The organism is Rhodopseudomonas sp. BR0M22, from assembly GCF_010907035.1.
Taxonomy (GTDB): domain Bacteria; phylum Pseudomonadota; class Alphaproteobacteria; order Rhizobiales; family Xanthobacteraceae; genus Rhodopseudomonas.
In genome coordinates this window covers 24796-45670 of the sequence record NZ_QUMK01000026.1, presented here as the reverse complement: position 1 = coordinate 45670, position 20875 = coordinate 24796, and the positions used below count along the sequence as shown (strand labels likewise).

Annotated in this window: 16 protein-coding genes; 12 read left to right on the top strand and 4 right to left on the bottom strand. The window is 65.0% G+C overall.

What is annotated here, in order from left to right:
• Positions 1-38 precede the first annotated feature (38 nt).
• The 3 genes from hpnP to DY468_RS10705 all read left to right on the top strand — a co-directional run bounded on the left by hpnP (position 39) and on the right by DY468_RS10705 (position 4975).
• A complete protein-coding gene (gene hpnP, locus DY468_RS10715; RefSeq protein WP_164604800.1) occupies positions 39-1622 on the top strand; it encodes a hopanoid C-2 methylase in 1584 nt (527 codons plus the stop codon).
• A 7-nt stretch (positions 1623-1629) separates the two neighbouring features.
• The gene (eutC, locus tag DY468_RS10710) at positions 1630-2397 is read left to right on the top strand and encodes an ethanolamine ammonia-lyase subunit EutC (protein ID WP_164604799.1); all 768 of its coding nucleotides are present in this window, start codon (positions 1630-1632) and stop codon (positions 2395-2397) included.
• Between the two features lie 205 nt (positions 2398-2602).
• Positions 2603-4975 (top strand): efflux RND transporter permease subunit, encoded by a 2373-nt coding sequence (locus tag DY468_RS10705; protein ID WP_164604798.1) that lies wholly within the window; start codon positions 2603-2605, stop codon positions 4973-4975.
• Between the two features lie 77 nt (positions 4976-5052).
• On the opposite strand, the gene DY468_RS10700 is transcribed toward DY468_RS10705, so the two are convergent.
• Positions 5053-5556, bottom strand: coding sequence for a hypothetical protein (locus DY468_RS10700; RefSeq protein WP_164604797.1), 504 nt, complete (start codon positions 5554-5556; stop codon positions 5053-5055).
• A gap of 385 nt (positions 5557-5941) precedes the next feature.
• Between DY468_RS10700 and DY468_RS10695 the strand changes: the two genes are divergently transcribed.
• The 6 genes from DY468_RS10695 to DY468_RS10670 all read left to right on the top strand — a co-directional run bounded on the left by DY468_RS10695 (position 5942) and on the right by DY468_RS10670 (position 12099).
• Entirely contained in the window at positions 5942-6181 is a 240-nt protein-coding gene (locus DY468_RS10695; RefSeq protein ID WP_164604796.1) for a hypothetical protein, read from the top strand.
• A 212-nt stretch (positions 6182-6393) separates the two neighbouring features.
• On the top strand, positions 6394-7272 hold the full coding sequence (gene hpnC / locus DY468_RS10690; protein ID WP_164604795.1) for a squalene synthase HpnC: 879 nt from the start codon (positions 6394-6396) through the stop codon (positions 7270-7272).
• Positions 7269-8108, top strand: coding sequence for a presqualene diphosphate synthase HpnD (gene hpnD / locus DY468_RS10685; protein WP_164604794.1), 840 nt, complete (start codon positions 7269-7271; stop codon positions 8106-8108). The genes hpnC and hpnD overlap by 4 nt, the downstream gene beginning before the upstream one ends.
• Positions 8108-9364, top strand: a complete 1257-nt coding sequence (gene hpnE / locus DY468_RS10680) for a hydroxysqualene dehydroxylase HpnE (RefSeq protein WP_164604793.1) — start codon at positions 8108-8110, stop codon at positions 9362-9364. Before hpnD ends, hpnE begins: the two co-directional genes overlap by 1 nt.
• A 33-nt stretch (positions 9365-9397) precedes the next feature.
• The gene (gene shc, locus DY468_RS10675; protein ID WP_164604792.1) at positions 9398-11359 is read left to right on the top strand and encodes a squalene--hopene cyclase; all 1962 of its coding nucleotides are present in this window, start codon (positions 9398-9400) and stop codon (positions 11357-11359) included.
• Complete coding sequence (locus DY468_RS10670; protein WP_164604791.1) at positions 11356-12099, top strand: phosphorylase; 744 nt, start codon at positions 11356-11358, stop codon at positions 12097-12099. Before shc ends, DY468_RS10670 begins: the two co-directional genes overlap by 4 nt.
• 69 nt (positions 12100-12168) lie before the next feature.
• Here DY468_RS10670 and DY468_RS10665 read toward each other — a convergent pair whose 3' ends face one another.
• Entirely contained in the window at positions 12169-13077 is a 909-nt protein-coding gene (locus DY468_RS10665) for a LysR substrate-binding domain-containing protein (protein WP_164604790.1), read from the bottom strand.
• 193 nt (positions 13078-13270) lie between these two features.
• Here DY468_RS10665 and phnA point away from each other — a divergent pair, with 193 nt between their 5' ends.
• The gene (phnA, locus tag DY468_RS10660) at positions 13271-14500 is read left to right on the top strand and encodes a phosphonoacetate hydrolase (protein ID WP_502706222.1); all 1230 of its coding nucleotides are present in this window, start codon (positions 13271-13273) and stop codon (positions 14498-14500) included.
• 32 nt (positions 14501-14532) lie between these two features.
• Complete coding sequence (gene pstS / locus DY468_RS10655) at positions 14533-15537, top strand: phosphate ABC transporter substrate-binding protein PstS (protein ID WP_164604788.1); 1005 nt, start codon at positions 14533-14535, stop codon at positions 15535-15537.
• Between the two features lie 93 nt (positions 15538-15630).
• Here pstS and hpnH read toward each other — a convergent pair whose 3' ends face one another.
• Both hpnH and ispH read right to left on the bottom strand, forming a co-directional pair.
• Positions 15631-16785 carry an adenosyl-hopene transferase HpnH gene (hpnH, locus tag DY468_RS10650; RefSeq protein ID WP_164604787.1) on the bottom strand — a complete coding sequence of 385 codons (1155 nt, stop codon included), beginning with the start codon at positions 16783-16785 and terminating at the stop codon, positions 15631-15633.
• Between the two features lie 40 nt (positions 16786-16825).
• Positions 16826-17770, bottom strand: coding sequence for a 4-hydroxy-3-methylbut-2-enyl diphosphate reductase (ispH, locus tag DY468_RS10645; protein ID WP_164604786.1), 945 nt, complete (start codon positions 17768-17770; stop codon positions 16826-16828).
• A gap of 312 nt (positions 17771-18082) precedes the next feature.
• Here ispH and hpnN point away from each other — a divergent pair, with 312 nt between their 5' ends.
• Entirely contained in the window at positions 18083-20689 is a 2607-nt protein-coding gene (gene hpnN / locus DY468_RS10640) for a hopanoid transporter HpnN (RefSeq protein ID WP_164604785.1), read from the top strand.
• Positions 20690-20875 lie beyond the last annotated feature (186 nt).

Here is a 20875-nt window from a genome sequence, read left to right as displayed (position 1 = left end):
CCAACTCCGGGCAGCGTGACGTTCGCGGGGAAAGTTCAATGAGAGCCGAATCGGGGCAGACCAGTCGTCGTATCCTGTGTGTCTTCCCGCGTTACACGAAGTCGTTCGGCACGTTTCAGCACGCTTATCCGTTGATGGACGGGGTCGCGGCCTTCATGCCGCCGCAGGGACTGTTGTTGATCGCGGCCTATCTGCCGGAAGATTGGTCGGTCCGGTTCATCGACGAGAACATCCGCGCCGCTACCGAGGAGGATTTCTCCTGGGCGGACGCGGTGTTCGTCAGCGGCATGCATATTCAGCGGCAGCAGATGAACGATATCTGCCGGCGCGCGCACGACTTTGATCTGCCGGTGGCGCTCGGTGGTCCGTCGGTCAGCGCTTGCCCCGACTACTATCCGAACTTCGACTATCTGCATGTCGGCGAACTCGGCGACGCCACCGATCAATTGATCGCCAAATTGGCGCACGACGTGACCCGGCCGAAGCGCCAGATCGTGTTCACCACCGAAGACCGCCTCGACATGACGCTGTTTCCGATTCCGGCCTACGAGCTGGCGGAATGCAGCAAATATCTGCTCGGCAGCATCCAATACTCGTCGGGTTGTCCGTATCAGTGCGAATTCTGCGACATTCCGGGCCTGTACGGCCGCAACCCGCGGCTGAAGACGCCTGAGCAGATCATCACCGAACTCGACCGCATGGTCGAATGCGGCATCCGCGGCTCGGTGTATTTCGTCGACGACAATTTCATCGGCAACCGTAAGGCCGCGCTCGACCTGCTGCCGCATCTGGTCGAATGGCAGAAGCGCACCGGCTTTCAGCTGCAGCTCGCCTGCGAGGCGACGCTGAACATCGCCAAGCGGCCCGAGATTCTCGAACTGATGCGCGAGGCGTATTTCTGCACGATCTTCTGCGGGATCGAAACGCCGGATCCGACCGCATTGAAGGCGATGCACAAGGACCACAACATGATGGTCCCGATCCTCGAGGGCGTGCGGACGATCTCGAGCTACGGCATCGAGGTGGTATCGGGCATCATTCTCGGCCTCGACACCGACACGCCGGAGACCGGCGAATTCCTGATGCAGTTCATCGAGCAGTCGCAGATCCCGCTGCTGACCATCAACCTGCTGCAGGCGCTGCCGAAGACGCCGTTGTGGGATCGGCTGGAGCGGGAAGGCCGGCTGGTCCACGACGACAACCGCGAGTCCAATGTCGACTTCCTGCTGCCGCACGATCAGGTGGTGGCGATGTGGAAGGACTGCATGGCGCGGGCCTATGAGCCCGAAGCGCTGCTGAAGCGCTACGAGTATCAGATCGCGCACGCCTACGCGACGCGGCTGCACCCGTCGACGCCGCAGCGGGCCTCGAAGGCCAACATCAAGCGTGGCATGATCATGCTGCGCAACATCATCTGGCAGATCGGCATTCGCGGCGACTACAAGCTGGCGTTCTGGAAATTCGCGCTGCGACGGCTGATCCGCGGCGATATCGAGAACCTGCTGCTGGTAATGGTGGTGGCGCACCATCTGATCATCTATGCGCGCGAAGCTTCGCGCGGCCATGCCAACGCCTCGAATTACTCGCTGCGCCTGCGCGAAGCGGCGGTGCCGGCCGAATAGGATTGCGATGACCACCCCTGCCACGCCGCCTCGCTCGCTGGGCGAGCTGCGCCGTCTCACTCCGGCCCGGGTCGCGCTCGGTCGCGCCGGCGCCAGTCTGCCGACCGACGCGTTGCTGGATTTCACGCTGGCCCATGCCCGCGCCCGCGATGCCGTGCATGCCGGATTCGACGCCGACGCGATCGCCGGCGGACTGGAGGCGCTCGGTCTGCCGACGCTGCAGGTGGCGAGCCGCGCGGCGGATCGCCGCGACTATCTGGCCCGCCCCGACCTCGGCCGCCAGCTCGATCCGGCCGCGCGCGAGCTCTTAGCCGGAGCCCCAAAGGGGAACGATGTCGTGCTTGTGATCGGCGACGGCCTGTCGCCGGTCGCGGTGGCGGCTCAGGCTCTCGATGTGGCGCGCCATCTGCTGGCGCGGCTCGCCGCGGCCCGGATCGGCATCGGGGCTGCGGTGGTGGCAAGCGGTGCCCGGGTTGCGCTCGGGGACGAAATTGGCGCCGCCCTCGGCGCCCGGATGGTGGTGGTCCTGATCGGCGAACGCCCCGGCCTGTCGGCCCCGGCCAGCCTCGGCGCCTATCTGACCTTCGGGCCGCGGCCCGGCCTGACCGATGCCGACCGCAACTGCGTCTCCAACGTTCACGGAGCCGGCATGTCGGCGGACGAGGCGGCCCACAAGATCGCCTGGCTGGTGCGCGAGGGGCTGGCGCGGCAGGCCACCGGCGTGGCGCTCAAAGACGAAAGCGGTGACCCGGTGCCGGTGCTGCCGCCGCCCTGACGGGTCGCCGGGAAAACTCGCCTCTGCGTCGCGAATCTGGTGGATTCCGGTTCCAAGCCGCGACCGCAAAGCCAAATTGCTGTCGCGAGTTTCTGCGCAGGGTGAACTGCCGATGCTGGGCGGGCAAATCGGCGGTCGGGCGACCATGTCGCATTGGTGCCGGGAAGTCTCGCTAGGACGAGCGATCGATAGGACGGAATTGCGCATGCTCGATAGAAACGTCAACGACACCGAAGTCGCGGAATTGAAGCGGCGGCGGGTCAGCATCGCTTTCGGCTTGGAGCGGCTGGGTCTGATCCCGCTGCGCGCGCCGGTGGTGTCGTGCATCATCCTGCTGGCGCTGATCGTCGGCGCGGTGTTCGGGATCGAGCGGATCAAGATCGACGACTCCCTCAGTCAGTTGTTCCGCTCCGACACCAAGGAGTTCAAGCAGTACGAAGAGGTCACCAAGCGGTTTCCGTCGACCGAGTTCGACGTGTTGATGGTGGTCGAAGGCAAGGAGCTGCTGGCGCGCGACAATCTCGAGAAGCTGCGCGACACCGTTACCGACCTGCAATTGATCGATGGCGTTCGCGGCCTGATCTCGCTGTTCTCGGCGCGGCAGGCGCCGGAGCCCGGCAAGCTGCCGGCAGCGCTGTTTCCGCCGGATCTGCCCGAGGGCCAAGCCTACGACCAGTTCGTCCAAACGGTGAAGAGCAACGAGATCATCCGCGGTAAGCTGTTGTCCGAAGACGGCACGCTGGCCTTGGTGGTGCTGTCGCTCGATCCCAAGGTGGTGGCGGACACCACCCGGCTGCGCGCCACCATCGGCGAAATGCGCAAGACCATGGACCAGGATCTCGAAGGCTCCGGGTTGACCCGCGAGCTCTCGGGCGTCCCGGTGATGCAGCTCGAAATCCGCAACGCGGTCGAGCGCGACGGCCTGATCTACAACGTCGCCGGCATCCTCGCCGGCTGTGTCATCGCCATCCTGTTCTTCCGCAAGATCTCGTTCATGGTGGTGGCGGCATTTCCGCCGCTGCTGGCGATCCTGCTGGCGATCGGCGTGCTCGGCTGGGCCGGCTTCAGCCTCAACATGTTCCTCAACGTGATGACGCCGCTGATTATGGTGATCAGCTTCTCGGATTCGATGCAGCTCACCTTTGCGGCGCGGGACCGATTGATCGCCGGCGAGGACAAATACACCGCGTTCAGGAACGCGGTGCTGGTGGTCGGGCCGGCCTGCGTGCTGACCCATGCGACCGCCGGCATTTCCTTCATCGCGCTGCAGTTCTCCAATTCGGACCTGATCCGGGCTTTCGGCGAGGCCGGCCTGCTGGCCACCGTGCTGGCGCTGATCGCGGTGCTGACGTTGGTGCCTGTGTTCGGCGTGCTGCTGGTCAGGCATGAGGAGGCGTTCGCGGCCAAGTTCCAGAGTGCCGATCTCGGCGTCAACGCGCTCCGCCGGTTCTGCGCCTTCATCGCGGTGCGGATGGTCGGCCGGCCCGGCCTGTTCAGCCTGCTGGCGGTGCTGGTGGTCGGTGGCCTGTCGGTGATCTACGCCAATCTCGAGCCGCGCTATCGCCTCGCCGATCAGGTGCCCGACCGCGAACAGGCGGTGCAGGCCAGCAGCCGCCTCGACGCCAAGCTGACCGGCGCCAATCCGATCGATGTGCTGATCGAATTTCCCAAGGGTGAGTCGCTGTATTCGCCGCAGACCCTGCAGATCATCGCCGAGGTCCACGCCACGGTCGAAAAGCAGGCCGGCGTCGGCAATGTCTGGTCGTTGGAGACGCTGCGCCGCTGGCTCGCCGAAAAGGCACACACCACCAGCGTCGACACTTTGAAGGAATATGTCGACCTGTTGCCGCCGAATCTGGTGCGGCGCTTCATCGCCGAGGATCAGACCGCCGTGGTCGTGTCCGGCCGCGTGCCCGATCTCGATTCCAGCCAGATCCTTCCCGTCGTCGAAAAGCTCGACCACGCGCTCGGCAAGCTGCGCGCCGAGCATCCCGGTTACGAGATCGCGGTCACCGGCCTGTCGGCGATCGCCGCGCGCAACAGCGCCGACATGATCTCCAAGCTGAACCACGGCCTCACCATCGAGTTCGTGCTGGTGGCGGTGTTCATCGGACTGGCGTTCCGGTCGGTGGTGGTGATGCTGGCCTGCATCCTGCCGGGGATCTTCCCGGTGGTGTTGTCCGGCACGATGCTGTGGGCGATGGGGGAGGGGCTGCAATTCGCCAGCGTGGTGGCGCTGACGGTGTCGTTCGGCCTCGGCCTGTCGGCCACCATCCACTTCCTCAACCGCTTGCGGCTGGAAAGCCCGCCGGGCGTCAGCGCCGCGCATGCGGTCGAGCGCGCTACCGTGCTGGTCGGGCCGGCGCTGATCCTCACCACCGTGGTGCTGGCCTGCGGGCTCGGCGTCACCGTGTTCTCGGATCTGCCGTCGCTGCGGCTGTTCGGCTGGCTCAGCGCGTTCGCAATGGTGGCGGCGCTGATCGCCGACCTGTTCATTCTGCGCCCGACCGCGATGTGGCTGATCGCCACTGCGCAGCGCCTGCGCGGCGGCCGCCATCGCGCCGGACCGGTGGTGTAGGACGACCCGTTCAAACCAAAGCCCCCGGATCGCAAGATCCGGGGGCTTCGTGATTCAACGTGTCGATTTGTGTGCCGTCAGCCGCGGGTCATCGAGATGTTGACGCCGCGGATCTCGCCCTTCGAGCTGATCGTCACCGCCTGCTTGTTGCCACGGGTGGTCAGCGAGATGCTGGCCGCGAAGCCGGCGGCTTCGACGAATACTTCGATGTGGCCGCCGCCGGCCTTGCCCTGCAGGCTGCCGTTGACGTTGCGGCTGGCTTCGCTCCAGTTACCGGAGATGCGGTCGCCGCTGCTGACGACGTTGCTGGAGAGGTCGAATTTGTAGCTGTCGCTGGCGCAGCGCAGCGTCTGCGCCAATTCGTTGCCGCCGCCGCCGACCCGATAGGTCGCCTTGCAGCGGATCCGCTCCTTGGTGCCGTCCGACAGCGCCACCGTGCCGGTGCCCGACCACGATCCTTCGAACCCCGCGAAGGGGCCCGAATCTGCGATCGCCGCCGATGCCGACAGCATCATCGCGGCGCCGAGCCCGGCCGCCTTCAGCGCATGGATGGAGGAAGTGGTGGAACGAAGCAGGCTCATTCTGGCCATCCTTGGAGTCGCTTGGTGACGACCTCGCGTCACGTCGCTGGTTAGTGTGTTCGCCTCACGGCAGGTTCAAATCAAATAGTGACGCCGCACCCGCACACCAAGGCGCATTCCTCACGTTGTTCCGTTGCGCCCAGCGCGGAACTATCGCATTTGCATCAAATCGGCAACGCTTCCGCAAAAAGCGACAGGTATTCCGCGGCTTTCGGCGGCCGAGCAGAGATGGCGCGTGCGTTGGCACTAATTTGGCCGTATTTGTCTCCTTGATCGACACATCGTACCGTTGTGCCGCTTGAGTGCACCGCGATCCTTTTCGGCGGAGCCGATGATGTGATCGAGAACGGGTTTCGCTCCCCCCAGTCCATATCGAAGGAAGACAATGCAAAAGACCTTGGCTGCGCTCGCGTTGCTGCTCGTTTCGATGTCCTCCGGCGCCTACGCCCAACAACAGCAGCGCAGCGGCACCGAAGCCGAGCAGAAGGCCTGCTCGCGCGACGTGTCGCGTTTCTGCCGCTCCGTGATGGAGCAGAGCGATCTGGTGATCCTGTCCTGCCTGCAGCAGAATCGCGCCAAGATCAGCAAAGCCTGCAACCAGGTGTTGGTCAGCCACGGCCAGTGAGGCGGTGAGACGGCGTCCGCCGGGCCGGTTTCGGCCCGGTTTGGAGGTTGCGGCGGCGATCCGGGCGAAACTGCGGCCCGGACATCATCCGTCAAGATCGTTGGTTTAGCCGGCGATTTCCCTTATATGGCGTCGCGAACGGTGCGCCCGGCCCGGCCGGGTGCAGCCGTTCGCTTTTTTTCGTCACCAAACCAAGTGTTTAGCCAGTGCCGATGACCACCGCGAGCGAGCTTCGATCGGGCAAGACCCACCGGGACGAGAATTTCCCGGTCGCGTCGTGGATCATCCATCCGCGGCACCGCGACCTGATTCTGGCGTTCTACAATTTCGTCCGGACCGCGGACGACATCGCCGATCATGAGATGCTCGATGCCGAGACCAAGCTCGAATATCTCGATCTGCTCGAAGCCGAGCTGCTCGGCCGCGGCGAGACCCAGCCCGAGGCGGTGCATCTGCGCCGCGCGCTGGCCGAACGCGGTATGCCGCCGCGCCACGCGCTCGATCTGCTGACCGCATTCCGGATGGACGTCACCAAGCTGCGCTACGAGGATTGGGACGAGGTCATCCACTATTGCCGCTACTCGGCGATGCCGGTCGGCCGCTTCATGCTCGACGTCCACGGCGAAAGCACCTCGACCTGGCAGGCCTCCGACGCGCTGTGCGCGGGGCTGCAGATCAACAATCACCTGCAGGACTGCGGCAAGGACTATCGCACGCTCAATCGCGTGTATCTGCCGCGCGACGTGCTCGATGCTGCCGGTGCCAAGGTCGAAGACCTCGGCCTGCAGAAGTCGTCGCCGGCGCTGCTGAAGTGCCTGCAGGGTCTCGCGGTCCGCACCGCGTCGCTGCTCGGCGACGGCCGGCCGCTGGCCGCCGAGATCAAGGATTATCGCCTCGGCCTCGAAGTCTCTGTGATCCAGGCCTATGCCGACCGCATCGTGCGGATGCTCCAGACCCGTGATCCGCTCAGCGAGCGCGTGCATCTGAAGCCGATCGAGTTCGCCACCGCCAGCTTCGGTGCGATGGGGTCGGAGATTCTCCGCCGCAGCTTCGGAAAGGGACCGGTGTCGCATCCGGCGCCGCGCGCATGACCGTTCACGCCACCCCAGAGCCGGCCGCGCATCAAGGCGTTGCGCTCGGCAGTTCGTTCTACGCCGCGATGCGCATCCTGCCGCGTCCGCAGCGCGAGGCGATGTTCCAGGTCTACAGCTTCTGCCGCTTCGTCGACGACATCGCCGACTCCGATCGGCCGCGCGAGCAGCGGGTCGCCGAGCTGCAGCAATGGCGCGACGACATCGCGGCGCTGTATCGCGGCGCGCCGCCGCCGCGGCTCGCCGACTATCAGGAGTCGCTGCGCACCTTCGGGCTGAAGCGCGAGGATTTCGAGGCGATCATCGACGGCATGGAAATGGATGTCGACGCCGACATCCGCGCGCCCGATGAAGCGACGCTCGATCTGTATTGCGATCGCGTCGCCAGCGCGGTGGGGCGGCTGTCGGTGCGAATCTTCGGCCTGCCGGAGGGCGACGGCATCGAGCTGTCGCATCATCTCGGCCGTGCGCTGCAGCTCACCAACATCCTGCGCGATATCGACGAGGATGCCGGCATCGGTCGGCTGTATCTGCCGAGCGAGCTGCTGCACAAGGCCGGTATCACCGCCACCGATCCGCGCGTGGTCGCGGCGCATCCGGCGCTGCCGGGCGTCTGCGCGCCGCTGGTGGAGCGGGCGCTGGCGCATTTCGCCGCCGCCGACAAGGTGATGAACCGCAATCCGCGCCGGGTGGTGAAGGCTCCCCGCATCATGGGCAAGTACTACTACTCGATCTTGCAGCTTCTGATCGCGCGCGGTTTCGCAGCGCCGCGCGCCCCGGTGAAGCTCGGCAAGGCTTCGAAGATCGCCATCCTGCTGCAATACGCGATCGTGTGATGTCGAAAACAGTTCACGTCATTGGTGCGGGAATCTCCGGCCTTGCGGCCGCGATCCGGCTTGCCCGCGCCGGCCTCACCGTCCAGGTTCACGAAGCAATGCAGCAGGCCGGTGGCCGCTGCCGCTCGTATTTTGATGCCCAGACCGGGCTCGTCATCGACAACGGCAATCACCTGTTGCTGTCGGGCAATCACGCCGCCTGCGAGTACGCGCGGGCGATCGGCACCGAGGCCGGTCTGGTCGGCCCCGAGCGCGCCGAATTCGACTTCATCGATCTGCCGGCCGATGCGCGCTGGCGGCTGAAACTCGGCGGCGGCAAGCTGCCGCTGTGGTTGTTCGATGCGGGGAGCCGCGTGCCGGACACCTCGATCGGTGATTACCTCGGCCTGATGCCGCTATTGTGGGCGCCGACCACCAAGCTGATCGGCGACACCATCAAATGCTCCGGCCCGCTGTACGACCGGCTGGTGGCACCGTTGCTGCTCGCCGCGCTCAATGTCGATCCGCCGGAAGGCTCGGCCGGGCTCGCCGGCGCGGTGGTGCGCGAGACGCTGCTGGCCGGCGGCAAAGCCTGCCGGCCGCTGATTGCGCGCGACGGTCTGTCCGCCGTGCTGGTCGAGCCGGCAGTGGCGCAACTCGCTGCGAGTGGTCCTGGCGTGCGGTTCGGCCACGAGCTGCGGGCGCTGACCCCGGCCGGCGACCGCGTCGGTGCGCTGCAGTTCGGCGGCGAAGACGTCGTCACCCTCGGCCCGGATGATGCGGTGGTGCTGGCGGTGCCGCCGCGTCCGGCCGCGTCGCTACTGCCCGGGCTGAAGACGCCGCAGGAATACCGCGCCATCGTCAATGCGCATTTCAAGTATGCGCCACCGCCCGGCATGCCGGCCCTGACCGGTGTGATCGGCGGAGCGGTGGAATGGCTGTTCGCGTTCCCGAACCGGCTGTCGGTGACCATCAGCAACGGCGACCGGCTGGTCGAGGCGCCGCGCGAGCAGCTTGCGGCCGAAATCTGGGGCGAGATCTGCAAGATCGCCGGGATCTCGGCCAATCTGCCGCCGTGGCAAATTGTCCGCGAGCGCCGCGCCACATTCGCCGCTACACCGGCGCAGAACGCCCTGCGCCCCGGACCGGTCACCCAGTGGAGAAACCTATATCTCGCAGGCGATTGGACTGATACGGGGTTACCGGCGACGATCGAAGGATCGGTCCGGTCCGGCAACCGCGCAGCGGACCTCGTGCTGGCCGCTGGCCGCCCCTGATCTTGCCCCCACAACGGAGACACAGCAGATAAAATGGATTCCGGCAGCTACACGACTGGTGTGGAGCGCGACGCGCTCGAAGCTTCGATCGATGCGGCGCGCAGCGCGCTGCTGAACTATCGTCGCGATGACGGCCATTGGGTGTTCGAACTCGAGGCCGATTGCACCATTCCTGCCGAATACGTGCTGCTGCGGCACTACCTCGGCGAGCCGGTCGATGCCGCGCTCGAAGCCAAGATCGCGGTGTATCTGCGCCGCATCCAGGGCGCCCATGGTGGCTGGCCGCTGGTGCACGATGGCGATTTCGACATGAGCGCCAGCGTGAAGGGCTACTTCGCGCTGAAGATGATCGGCGACAGCATCGATGCCCCGCACATGGTGCGAGCCCGCGAGGCGATCCGCTCGCGGGGCGGCGCGATCCATTCCAACGTCTTCACCCGGTTCCTGCTGACGCTGTACGGCGTGACGACCTGGCGCGCGGTGCCCGTGCTGCCTGTCGAGATCATGCTGCTGCCGAACTGGTCGCCGTTCACGCTGAACAAGGTGTCGTACTGGGCGCGTACCACGATGGTGCCGCTGCTCGTGCTGTGCGCGCTGAAGCCGCGCGCCAAGAATCCCAAGGGCGTCGGCATCGACGAGTTGTTCTTGCAGGACCCCAAGACGATCGGGATGCCGGCCAAGGCGCCGCATCAGAACTGGGCGCTGTTCAAGCTGTTCGGGTCGATCGACGCGGTGCTGCGCGTGATCGAGCCGGTGATGCCGAAGCGGTTGCGCCAGCACGCCATCGACAAGGCGCTCGCCTTCATCGAGGAGCGGCTCAACGGTGAAGACGGCCTGGGCGCGATCTTCCCGCCGATGGCCAACACCGTGATGATGTACGAGGCGCTCGGCTATCCCGAAGATTATCCGCCGCGCGCCATCCAGCGCCGCGGCATCGATCTGCTGCTGGTCGATCGCGGTGACGAAGCCTACTGCCAGCCTTGCGTTTCGCCGGTGTGGGACACCGCGCTCGCCAGCCATGCGGTGCTCGAAACCGACGGCCACGAGGGCGCCAAGTCGGTGCAGTCGGCGCTCGACTGGCTGCTTCCGCGCCAGGTACTCGACGTCAAGGGCGACTGGGCCTTCAGGGCCCCGAACGTCCGCCCCGGCGGCTGGGCGTTCCAGTACAACAACGCCCACTATCCGGATCTCGACGATACCGCTGTGGTGGTGATGGCGCTCGACCGCGCCCGCAAGGACCAGCCCAATCCCGCCTACGACGCCGCAATCGCCCGCGCCCGCGAATGGATCGAGGGGATGCAGAGCGAAGATGGCGGCTGGGGTGCCTTCGACATCAACAACACTGCGTATTATCTGAACAACATCCCGTTCTCTGATCATGGCGCGATGCTAGATCCGCCGACCGAGGACGTCACCGCGCGTTGCGTTTCGATGCTGGCGCAGCTCGGCGAGACCGTGAGCAGCAGCCCGGCGATGGCCCGAGCGGTCGGCTATCTGCGCGACACCCAGCTCGCCGAAGGCTCGTGGTACGGCCGCTGGGGCATGAATTACATCTATGGCACCTGGTCGGTGCTGTGCGCGCTCAACGCCGCCGGCGTTTCCCATTCGGATCCGATGATCCGCAAGGCGGTCGCCTGGCTGGAGTCGGTGCAGAACCGCGACGGCGGGTGGGGCGAGGACGCCGTCAGCTACCGGCTGGATTACCGTGGCTACGAAAGTGCACCCTCGACTTCCTCACAAACGGCATGGGCTTTGCTTGCCCTGATGGCTGCGGGTGAGGTCGATCATCCCGCCGTGACACGGGGCATCGAGTACCTGAAAAGCACACAGACCGAAAAAGGACTGTGGGACGAGCAGCGTTACACGGCGACGGGCTTCCCGCGGGTGTTTTATCTGCGGTATCATGGCTATTCGAAGTTCTTCCCGCTCTGGGCGTTGGCGCGGTACCGGAACTTGCAGGCCACGAACAGCAAGGTGGTAGGGGTCGGAATGTGATTCTGGGGGCAGTGGACGACCAGGCCGCGGCGAATCGCCAAGATCCGCGGCCGGTATTGATTGTGACGGGCCTGATTCAGGAAGCACGTATCGCGGCGGGGCCGGGCCTCACCGTTATCTGCAGCAGCAGTGACCCCAAGCAATTGCGCGCGATTATGGCCGATTTCGACCCTTCGTCGATTCGCGGCGTGATCAGCTTCGGCGTCGCCGGGGGGCTCGATCCGTCTCTGGAGGCGGGTGACATTGTCATCGCCACCGAGGTCGTGGCGGGTGAACGCCGCTGGGCCTCGGAAGTTGCGCTCACCGACGAATTATTGCGAAGCGCCGGGCTCGGCCGCCACCGCGTGGTCCGCGGCGGACTGGTCGGGGCCGAACAGGTGGTCGCGGCACGTACCGCCAAGGCGGCGCTGCGCTCCGAGACCGGTGCGGCTGCGGTCGACATGGAAAGCCACATCGCCGCCGATTTCGCTGCCGCCGCCAAGCTGCCGTTCGCGGCGCTGCGGGTGATCAGCGATCCGGCGGGTCGCAGCCTGCCGCAGATCGTTTCGACCGCGATCAAGCCGAATGGCGACGTCGATCTGCGCAAGGTGCTGCGCGGCATCGCCCGCCACCCGACCTCGATCCGCTCGCTCGTCTCGACCGGCATCGACTTCAACCGCGCGCTGCGCAGTCTGCGCGGCTGTCGGAATTTCGTGCAGGACGCCGTTCTGGGCGGCAGCGGCATCGTCGCCGAGATCTGAGAGTCGGCGACCTGAGCGCCCCAGCTTGGCGCTCCTTATCCTTGGAGACGCCCGGCTTCGCCGTGCGCGTCAGGATGGGCTGAGGGCAGACGTCCTGATCTCCTCCTTCAGCCAATCCAGGAACCGGCCGAGATAGCGCGGGTCTGCGCGCGACGTCGGGTGCGCGGCGTATTTCTCACCCTTCACGACCAGATCGGGAAACGGGCAGGCGAGCCGCCATTCGGGCTTCCCGGGAAAGAACTCCTTCGGTGCGACGATCGCGCCGAATCCCTCGCGCACCGCATGCATCGCGACGAACATGTGGTCGAAGCGATGACCGCCTTCGAAAACATGGTCGCGCAGTCCTGCCTTTTTCAGCCATCCCTCCCAGTGCCCCGGCCGCGTGGCTGAGGTGATGAGCGGGAAGGCGAGCAGGTCCTCCGGTGTCGTGACGGTTCTCTCCTTAAGCAGGTTCAGGCTGCAGACCGGCGTCAGATTCTCTTCGAACAGTGCCGTCGATGCCCTCGAATGCCCTGAGATCTTCTCGCCGCTCCCCCGCGTGATCAGCAGGTCGTGTGAGGCGAGGTCCGGCGTCTGTCCCGTCATGCGGGTCGAAATCCACACCGCCAGATCGGGATTGGCGGCTTCGAACCGCTTCAGTCGCGGCATCAGAAAATACATGGCGAATGTCGACGGCGCCTCGACTGCCAGCACCGCCTTGCTGCGCCGGCGCCGGACATACTGGCAGGCGGCTTCGATGCCGCGGAACGACTGGCTCAGTTGCTCCGCCAGAACTCTGCCGTAAGGCGTCAGCGCGACGCTACGCCCCTCGCGGGTGAAGACCTGCTGCCCCAGCCAGTCCTCCAGCAAGCGCACCTGTTTGCTGACCGCGCCGTGGGTAACGCCCAGCTCTTCGGCGGCTGAACTCAGGCTGTGGCTGCGCGCCGCCACGGCAAACGCCCGCAGAGCGACCAGTGGCAGTTCTCGTTCTTTCAACATGACCTCCGTGTGACGACAGCGACCGGAAAGCCTCGCTGATATGCGACTTCTATTCACATATATGTCGATCTTATTCGATCGATTCTCACATTTGAACCGCCTACCACCCGGCACATCGGCCGCCGCAGCGAGCGGCTCTTTGCACCGGGATCACTGTATGACGCTCCATTCCCAAACAGCCCGACCTCTCGCGATGGTCGAGGTCAACGCTCGCAGCTACGCTATGCCGCGACGACCCATCGTCGTGATCTGTCTTGACGGTTTCGACCCTGAATATCTGGAGCGCGGCATCGCGGACGGCGTGTTGCCGACGCTCGGCGCGCTGAGGTCGAGCGGCTATGTCGGCACCGCGCTGGCCACGGTGCCGACGACCACCAACACCAACAACACCTCGATCGTCACCGGCGTGCCGCCTGCCGTCCACGGCATCAACGGCAATTACTATCTCGATGCCGACACCGGCGAAGAGATCATGGTGACGGATGCGAGGCGGCTGCGCTGCGGCACCATTCTCGGCGCGATGAGCCAAGCGGGCGTGCGGACCGCGGTGGTCACCGCCAAGGACAAACTTCTGAAGGTGCTCGCCTATCAGATGGAGGGCATCGCGTTTTCGTCCGAACAGCCGAATGCTGCCGACCTGACGGCGCTCGGTTTCAATGGCGGCGAGGGGCTCGTCGGTCGCGGCCGGCCGGACCAATACTCCGCCGACCTGTCACTGTTCGCGCTGGACGCCGGCATCCGCCTGATGGAGACCGCCAAGCCCGAGCTGATGTATCTGTCGACGTCGGATTATGTGCAGCACAAGTACCAGCCGGGCGATGCGGAATCGAATGACTTTCACGGGGCGGTGGACCGGCGGATCGCGCGCCTGATCGAACTCGGCGCGACCGTCGCGCTGACCGCCGATCATGGCATGGCCGACAAGTCCGATGCGGAAGGCCGGCCGAACGTGGTCTATCTCGAGGATGCGCTGAACGAAAAATTCGGTGCCGGCATTGCGCGAGTGATCTGTCCGATCGCCGATCCGTTCGTCCGCCATCACGGTGCCCTCGGCGGCTTCGTGCGGGTCCATCTGCTCGAGCCCTGTGACATCGCCGCGATGATGGCCTACGTGCGGTCGCTGCCCGGCGTCGAGCTGGTGCTCGATCGTGCCACGGTGTGCGAACGCTACCAATTGCCGCCAGATCGCGAGGGCGACTTCGCCGTGTTCGCCGATCGCAGCACGGTGGTGGGCGCGCGGCGGGAAGATCACGACCTCTCGGCGCTCGGCAATCACCGCTTGCGCTCGCATGGCGGGCTGGGCGAGCAGCGCGTGCCGTTCGTGCTGTCGCGGCCGCTCAGGCGCGATTACCGCGAGCGCGCCGAAACCGGCGTGTTGCGCAACTACGACATTTTCGATTTTGCGCTGAACGGCGTCGAATAATCCCGCACGACTGCAGCCATAAAGGAATCCACATGCGTGCAATTGGCTTCGCATTGATGGCGCTCGCCATCACCGCGGCCGCCGTCATAGACGCTCGTGCCGAGACGCCGGTGATGGGGACAGGTTCGGCCTTCGCCGCGCCGGTCTACATCAAATGGGCGGAACAGATCAAAGCCGCCCAGGGGGCTGCGATCAACTATCAGCCTTCGGGATCTTCGGTCGGGCAGCTCCAGGTGCTGAAAGGCCTGACTGACTTCGGTGGTTCGGACGTGCCGATGGAGGACAGCAAGCTGAAGGAAGGATATATCCGGCAGTTTCCCACCGTCGTCGGCGGCTATGCGGTGGTGGTCAATATTCCGGGCGTCTCGGCCGGCAAACTCCGGCTTACCGCGCCGGTGCTGGCCGACATCTTCATGGGCGGCATCCGGTCGTGGGACGATGCGCGGATCGTGCAGCTCAATCCCGATCTCGCGTTGCCCAATCTGCCGATCTCGCTGCTGTATCATGCCGGCGGCTCGGGCGGCACCTACGCGATCTCTCGCTATCTGTCCAAGACCAGCGTGGCTTGGCGCGACAGGATGGGGATCGGCATGACTTTGAGTTGGCCGGTCGGCGCCGGAGTCAAAGGCAGCTATGGCTCGGCCTCGACGGTGCCGATGACGCCCGGCGGGATCGGCTATGCCGAGCTCTCCTACGTCACGGCCAACAACCTGGCGACCGTCCAGTTGCAGAACAAGGCAGGGCGGTTCGTGCTGCCGAACGGACGTAGTTTTGCTGCCGCCGCCGAGCATGGCGACTGGTCCGTGCCGAACTACGCGGTCGATCTCACCGACATGCCGGGAGAGCACGCCTGGCCGATCGTGACGGCGACCTTCGCGCTGGTGCCGAAAAGCCCGGACAAGCGCACCACGTCGGCCGCCGTCTTGGAGTTCTTCAAATGGGCGTTCGCCCATGGCGACGCCACGGCGCGGTCGATGCAGTTCGTTCCTCTGCCGGGAAAAGTCAAAGCCGACATCGTGAAGAACTTCATCGACTGAATGGCCGGTAGTGACCAATCACCGACACGCCAAACAAAAAAGCGCGGCCCGCCGGCCGCGCTTCGCTTTTGATCTGTGACCCAGTGGCGCGGATCAGGCCGCTGTTGAGGCCTTCTGGCGCTTCTCGGCCTCGGAGGCTTCGTCCTGGCGGATCTGCGTCAGGGTCTTCTGGACCTGCTCGGAGAACACGTACTGGGCCGGGCGCTGCTTCGACAGGTCGATCTCCGGCGCCATCGGGCCCGAGGTCTTGATTCCGCGCAGCGCCACCCAGGCGGCCTTCAGCGGATTGTTCAGCGAGGCCATCGCCGCGGTCGGCTCGTAGCCGCAGTGCGCCATGCAGTCGGCGCACTTCTCGTACTTGCCGGTGCCGTAGGAGTCCCAGTCGGTGGTCTCCATCAGCTCCTTGAAGGTCTTGGCGTAGCCTTCGCCGAGCAGGTAGCACGGCTTCTGCCAGCCGAAGATGTTGCGCGCCGGCATGCCCCAGGGGGTGCATTCGAACGACTGGTTACCGGCCAGGAAGTCGAGGAACAGGCTGGAGTGCATCAGGTTCCACTTTTTGCCCTTGCCGCGCGCGAACACCTGCCGGAACAGTTCCTTGGTGTTGGTGCGGTTGAGGAAGTGGGCCTGATCGGGCGCGCGCTCATAGGCGTAGCCCGGCGAGATCGACACGCCGACGCCGAGCTCCTCGGTGAAGTCGAGGAAGTCGGCCAGCTCCTCGGCCGGATAGTTGTCGAAGATCGTCGCGTTGACGTTGACGGTGAAGCCGCGCGCCTTCGCGGCCTTGATGGCCGACACGGCGCGGTCGAACACGCCCTTCTGTGACACCGCACGGTCGTGGTGTTCCTTCAGGCCGTCGAGATGCACCGAGAAGAACAGATAGGGCGACGGCTCGAACAGATCGAGCTTCTTCTCGAGCAGCAGCGCGTTGGTGCACAGCGACACAAACTTCTTGCGCGCCACCAGGCCGCGCACGATCTCGCCGATTTCCTTGTGGATCAGCGGCTCACCGCCCGGGATCGCGACCATCGGCGCGCCGCATTCCTCGGCGGCGTCCCAGCATTCCTGCGCGGTCATCCGGCGGTTGAGGATGGCGTCGGGGTAGTCGATCTTGCCGCAGCCGGCGCAGGCCAGATTGCAGCGGAACAGCGGCTCCAGCATCAGCACCAGCGGATAACGCTTCCGTCCGAGCAGCTTCTGCTTCAGCAGGTAGCCGCCGATCACCAGTTCCTTGTGAAACGGTATAGCCATTACGAAATCTTCTCTTTCACGGCACGTCGGTTGGTGCGGATCAGGTTGTGGCCAGCTCCGCAGGCAGAACGAATTCGATGTTTTCCTCTCGGCCCGGCAGTACCGAGACGGAGACCGGAACGATCCGGCGCAGCGCCTCGATCACGTCGTCGACCAGCACTTCCGGCGCCGACGCGCCGGCAGTGATTCCGACCGCGCGCTTGCCGTCGAGCCATTCCGGGTTCAGCTCGCTGCCGTCGGCGATCAGGTAGCTCGCGATACCGGCCTCGGTGCCGATTTCCCGCAGCCGGTTGGAATTCGAGCTGTTGTTGGCACCCACCACCAGGATCAGGTCGACCAGCTTGCTCATCTGCCGCACCGCCGATTGCCGGTTTTGCGTGGCATAGCAGATGTCGCGGGTATCCGGACCTTCGATATCGTGGAATTTCTCCGAAAGTGCGGCGATGATGTCCTTGGTGTCGTCGACGCTCAGCGTGGTCTGGGTGATGTAGGCCACCGGGGTTTCCGGCGGCAGCGTCAGCGCCGCGACATCGTCGAGGTTCTGCACCAGCAGCACCGGGCCGGGAACCTGGCCCATCGTACCTTCGACTTCCGGATGGCCGGCGTGGCCGATCAGGATCAGGGTGCGGCCCTTCGAGGTATAGCGCTTGCCTTGGTTGTGGACCTTGGTGACCAGCGGGCAGGTGGCGTTGAGCACCGGCAGACCACGAGCGGCGGCCTCTTCCTCGATGCTGCGGGCGACGCCATGGGCGCTGAACACGGTGACCGCGTCGGATGGAACTTCCGACAGTTCTTCGACGAAAATCGCGCCCTTCGCCTTCAGGCTCTCGACCACGTATTTATTGTGCACGATCTCGTGGCGCACATAGACCGGCGGGCCGTACTTCTCCAGCGCGCGCTCGACGATCTCGATCGCACGCACCACTCCGGCACAAAAGCCTCGGGGTTGGGCAAGGAATACTTCGAGGGGGCGGACTTCAGACAAGGGGCACCACGCTCATGATCTTTCGGTCTCCTGGCAGCACGTCGCATTCCCCTAGCATGATCTAGCTGGTATGAGGACACCCGCAACCCCAAGGAGCGCAAGGGACTTATTGGCGTATTGCAACACGCGTTGCAAAACGCCCTTGGCAATCCAGCCTGGTGAGATTACTTCCGCGAACACATCTCCGCCGGCTTGTTTTCGGCCATTTTGTCCAGTCCTTGGTCGCAGAACCATCAGAAACAGTTCGATCGACTCGGAACCCGGCGGAACGGCCATATTTTATGCCAGCCGGCAGCAATAGAAAGTCTAAATGTGCTGAAGCGTGCCATCGTCTCCATTGTCAAGGCCAGCACCAGGTTTGCGGCCTTTACTGTGCTGATCGGCGTATTTCTCGCGATCGCGGCCGGTTTCTATACTTACCAACATTTCGGGATCAACACCGACATCAACCATTTGATCTCGTCTGATCTCGACTGGCGCAAACGTGATATCGCGTTCGAGAAGGCGTTCGATCAGGAGCGGCTGATCCTGGCGGTGGTGGAGGCGCCGACGCCGGAATTCGCCAATGCCGCGGCGGCTCGGCTCACTGCAGAATTATCGAAGAATAACAAGAACTTCGAGTCGGTTAAGCGGCTCGGCGGCGGCCCGTTTTTCGATCGCAACGGGCTGTTGTTCCTGCCCAAGGATGAGGTCGCCAAGGCGACCGGTCAGTTCCAGCAGGCGGTTCCCCTGATCGAGATCATGGCCGGCGATCCCTCGATCCGCGGCCTGACCGCTGCGCTGGAGACCGGACTGGTCGGCCTCAAGCGGGGCGAATTGATCCTGGACGCCACCGCCAAAACCTTCAACGCCGTTGCTGGGACCGTGGAGGAAGTGCTCGGCAAGCAGCCGGCGTTCTTCTCGTGGCGTGCGCTGGTCAACCCGGAACCGCTGACCGACAGCGACAAGCGCGCCTTCATCGAGGTCAAGCCGATCCTCGACTTCAAGGCCTTGGAACCGGGCAAGGACGCCACCGACGCAATCCGCAAGGCGGCGGTCGACCTGAAGATCGAGCAGGAATTCGGGGCCCGAGTCCGGCTGACCGGGCCGGTTCCGATCGCCAACGAAGAGTTCGCCACCGTCAAGGACGGCGCCGTGGTCAACGGCATCGGCACCGTCGTGGTGGTGCTGCTGATCCTGTGGATGGCGCTGCACTCCTCCAAGATCATCTTCGCGGTGGCGGCCAATCTGGTGATCGGCCTGTCGATCACCACCGCGGTCGGTCTGATGCTGGTGGATTCGCTCAACCTGCTGTCGATCGCGTTTGCGGTGCTGTTCGTCGGACTCGGCGTCGATTTCGGCATCCAGTTCAGCGTCCGTTATCGCTCGGAACGTCACAAAACCGGGGATCTGAACAAGGCGCTGATCCAGGCCGCGGAGTACTCCGCGGTGCCGCTGTCGCTGGCGGCGATGTCGACCACCGCCGGCTTCCTGTCGTTCCTGCCGACCTCCTACAAGGGCATTTCCGAACTCGGCGAGATCGCCGGCGCCGGCATGGCGATCGCTTTCTTCACCAGCATCACCGTGCTGCCGGCGCTGATCAAGCTGCTGAACCCGGCCGGCGAAAAGGAGCCGCTCGGCTACGCCTTCCTGGCGCCGGTCGACCATTTCCTCGAGAAGCACCGCGTCGGCGTCATCGCCTGGACGCTCGGCGTCGCGGTGGCCGGACTGCCGCTGCTGTACTTCATGCATTTCGACTTCAACCCGATCAATCTGCGCAACCCGAAGGTTGAGTCGATCGCCACCTTCCTGGACCTGCGTAAGGACCCGAATACCGGAGCTAGCGCCGTCAACGTGCTGGCCCCGACGGAACAGGCGGCGCGTGCGATCGAAGCCAAGCTAGGCAAGCTGCCGGAGGTGTCGCGCACGATCTCGCTCGACACCTTCGTGCCGCCGGACCAGCCGGAGAAGCTGAAGCTGATCCAGGCCGGTGCCAAGGTGCTGGATCCGGCGCTCAATCCTGAGCAGGTCGATCCGCCGCCGTCCGATCAGGACAACATCGCTTCGCTCAAGAGCTCGGCTCAGGCGCTGATCCGAGCCGCCGGCGAAGGCGGCGGTCCCGGTGCAGACGCCTCCCGCCGGCTCGCCACCGCGCTGACGAAGCTCGCCGAGGCCGAGCCGACGATTCGCGAACAGGCGCAGGACGTGTTCGTCCGGCCGCTGCTGATCGACTTCGAACTGCTGCGCAACATGCTCAAGGCGCAGCCGGTCACCCTGGATAATCTGCCGCCCGACATCGTGTCGTCGTGGAAGACCAAGGATGGCCAGATCCGGGTCGAAGTGCTGCCGAGCGGCGATCCCAACGACAACGCGACCCTGCGCAAGTTCGCCGCGGCGGTGCTGCAGGCAGAGCCGCTGGCGACCGGCGGCCCGGTGTCGATCCTGAAATCGGGCGACACCATCGTCGGCTCGTTCGTCCAGGCCGGATTGTGGGCGCTGCTGTCGATCTCGATCCTGCTGTGGATCACCCTGCGGCGGATTACCGACGTGGCACTGACCTTGATTCCGCTGCTGGTGGCGGGCGCGGTGACGCTCGAGATCTGCGTGCTGATCGATCTGCCGCTGAACTTCGCCAACATCGTCGCGCTGCCGCTGCTGCTCGGCGTCGGCGTCGCGTTCAAGATCTATTACGTAACCGCCTGGCGCGCCGGCCGCACCAATCTGCTGCAGTCGGCGTTGACCCGGGCGATCTTCTTCAGCGCCCTGACTACCGCCACGGCGTTCGGCAGCCTGTGGCTGTCCAGCCATCCGGGAACCGCCAGCATGGGCAAGCTGCTGGCGCTGTCGCTGCTCACCACGCTGGGCGCCGTTTTGTTGTTCCAGCCGGCGCTGATGGGCAAGCCGCGCCACATCGACGAGAGCGGCGATACCGATCTGTGAGTCGGGCTTTCCGCGGGGGAGGCGTTCGTCCTCCCGGAAGGCGGTTTCGGAGCACGACATCGCGCCGAGACCCGAGAGCATGGCCGGATTGCCGCAGGCGAGGTCACAGGGCTGGCGCCGGATGGGGCGTTGGGACTATACCGGCCTCGGGGCAGGGGGCTTGCTCCATGGGGGCGGCCGCGAAAC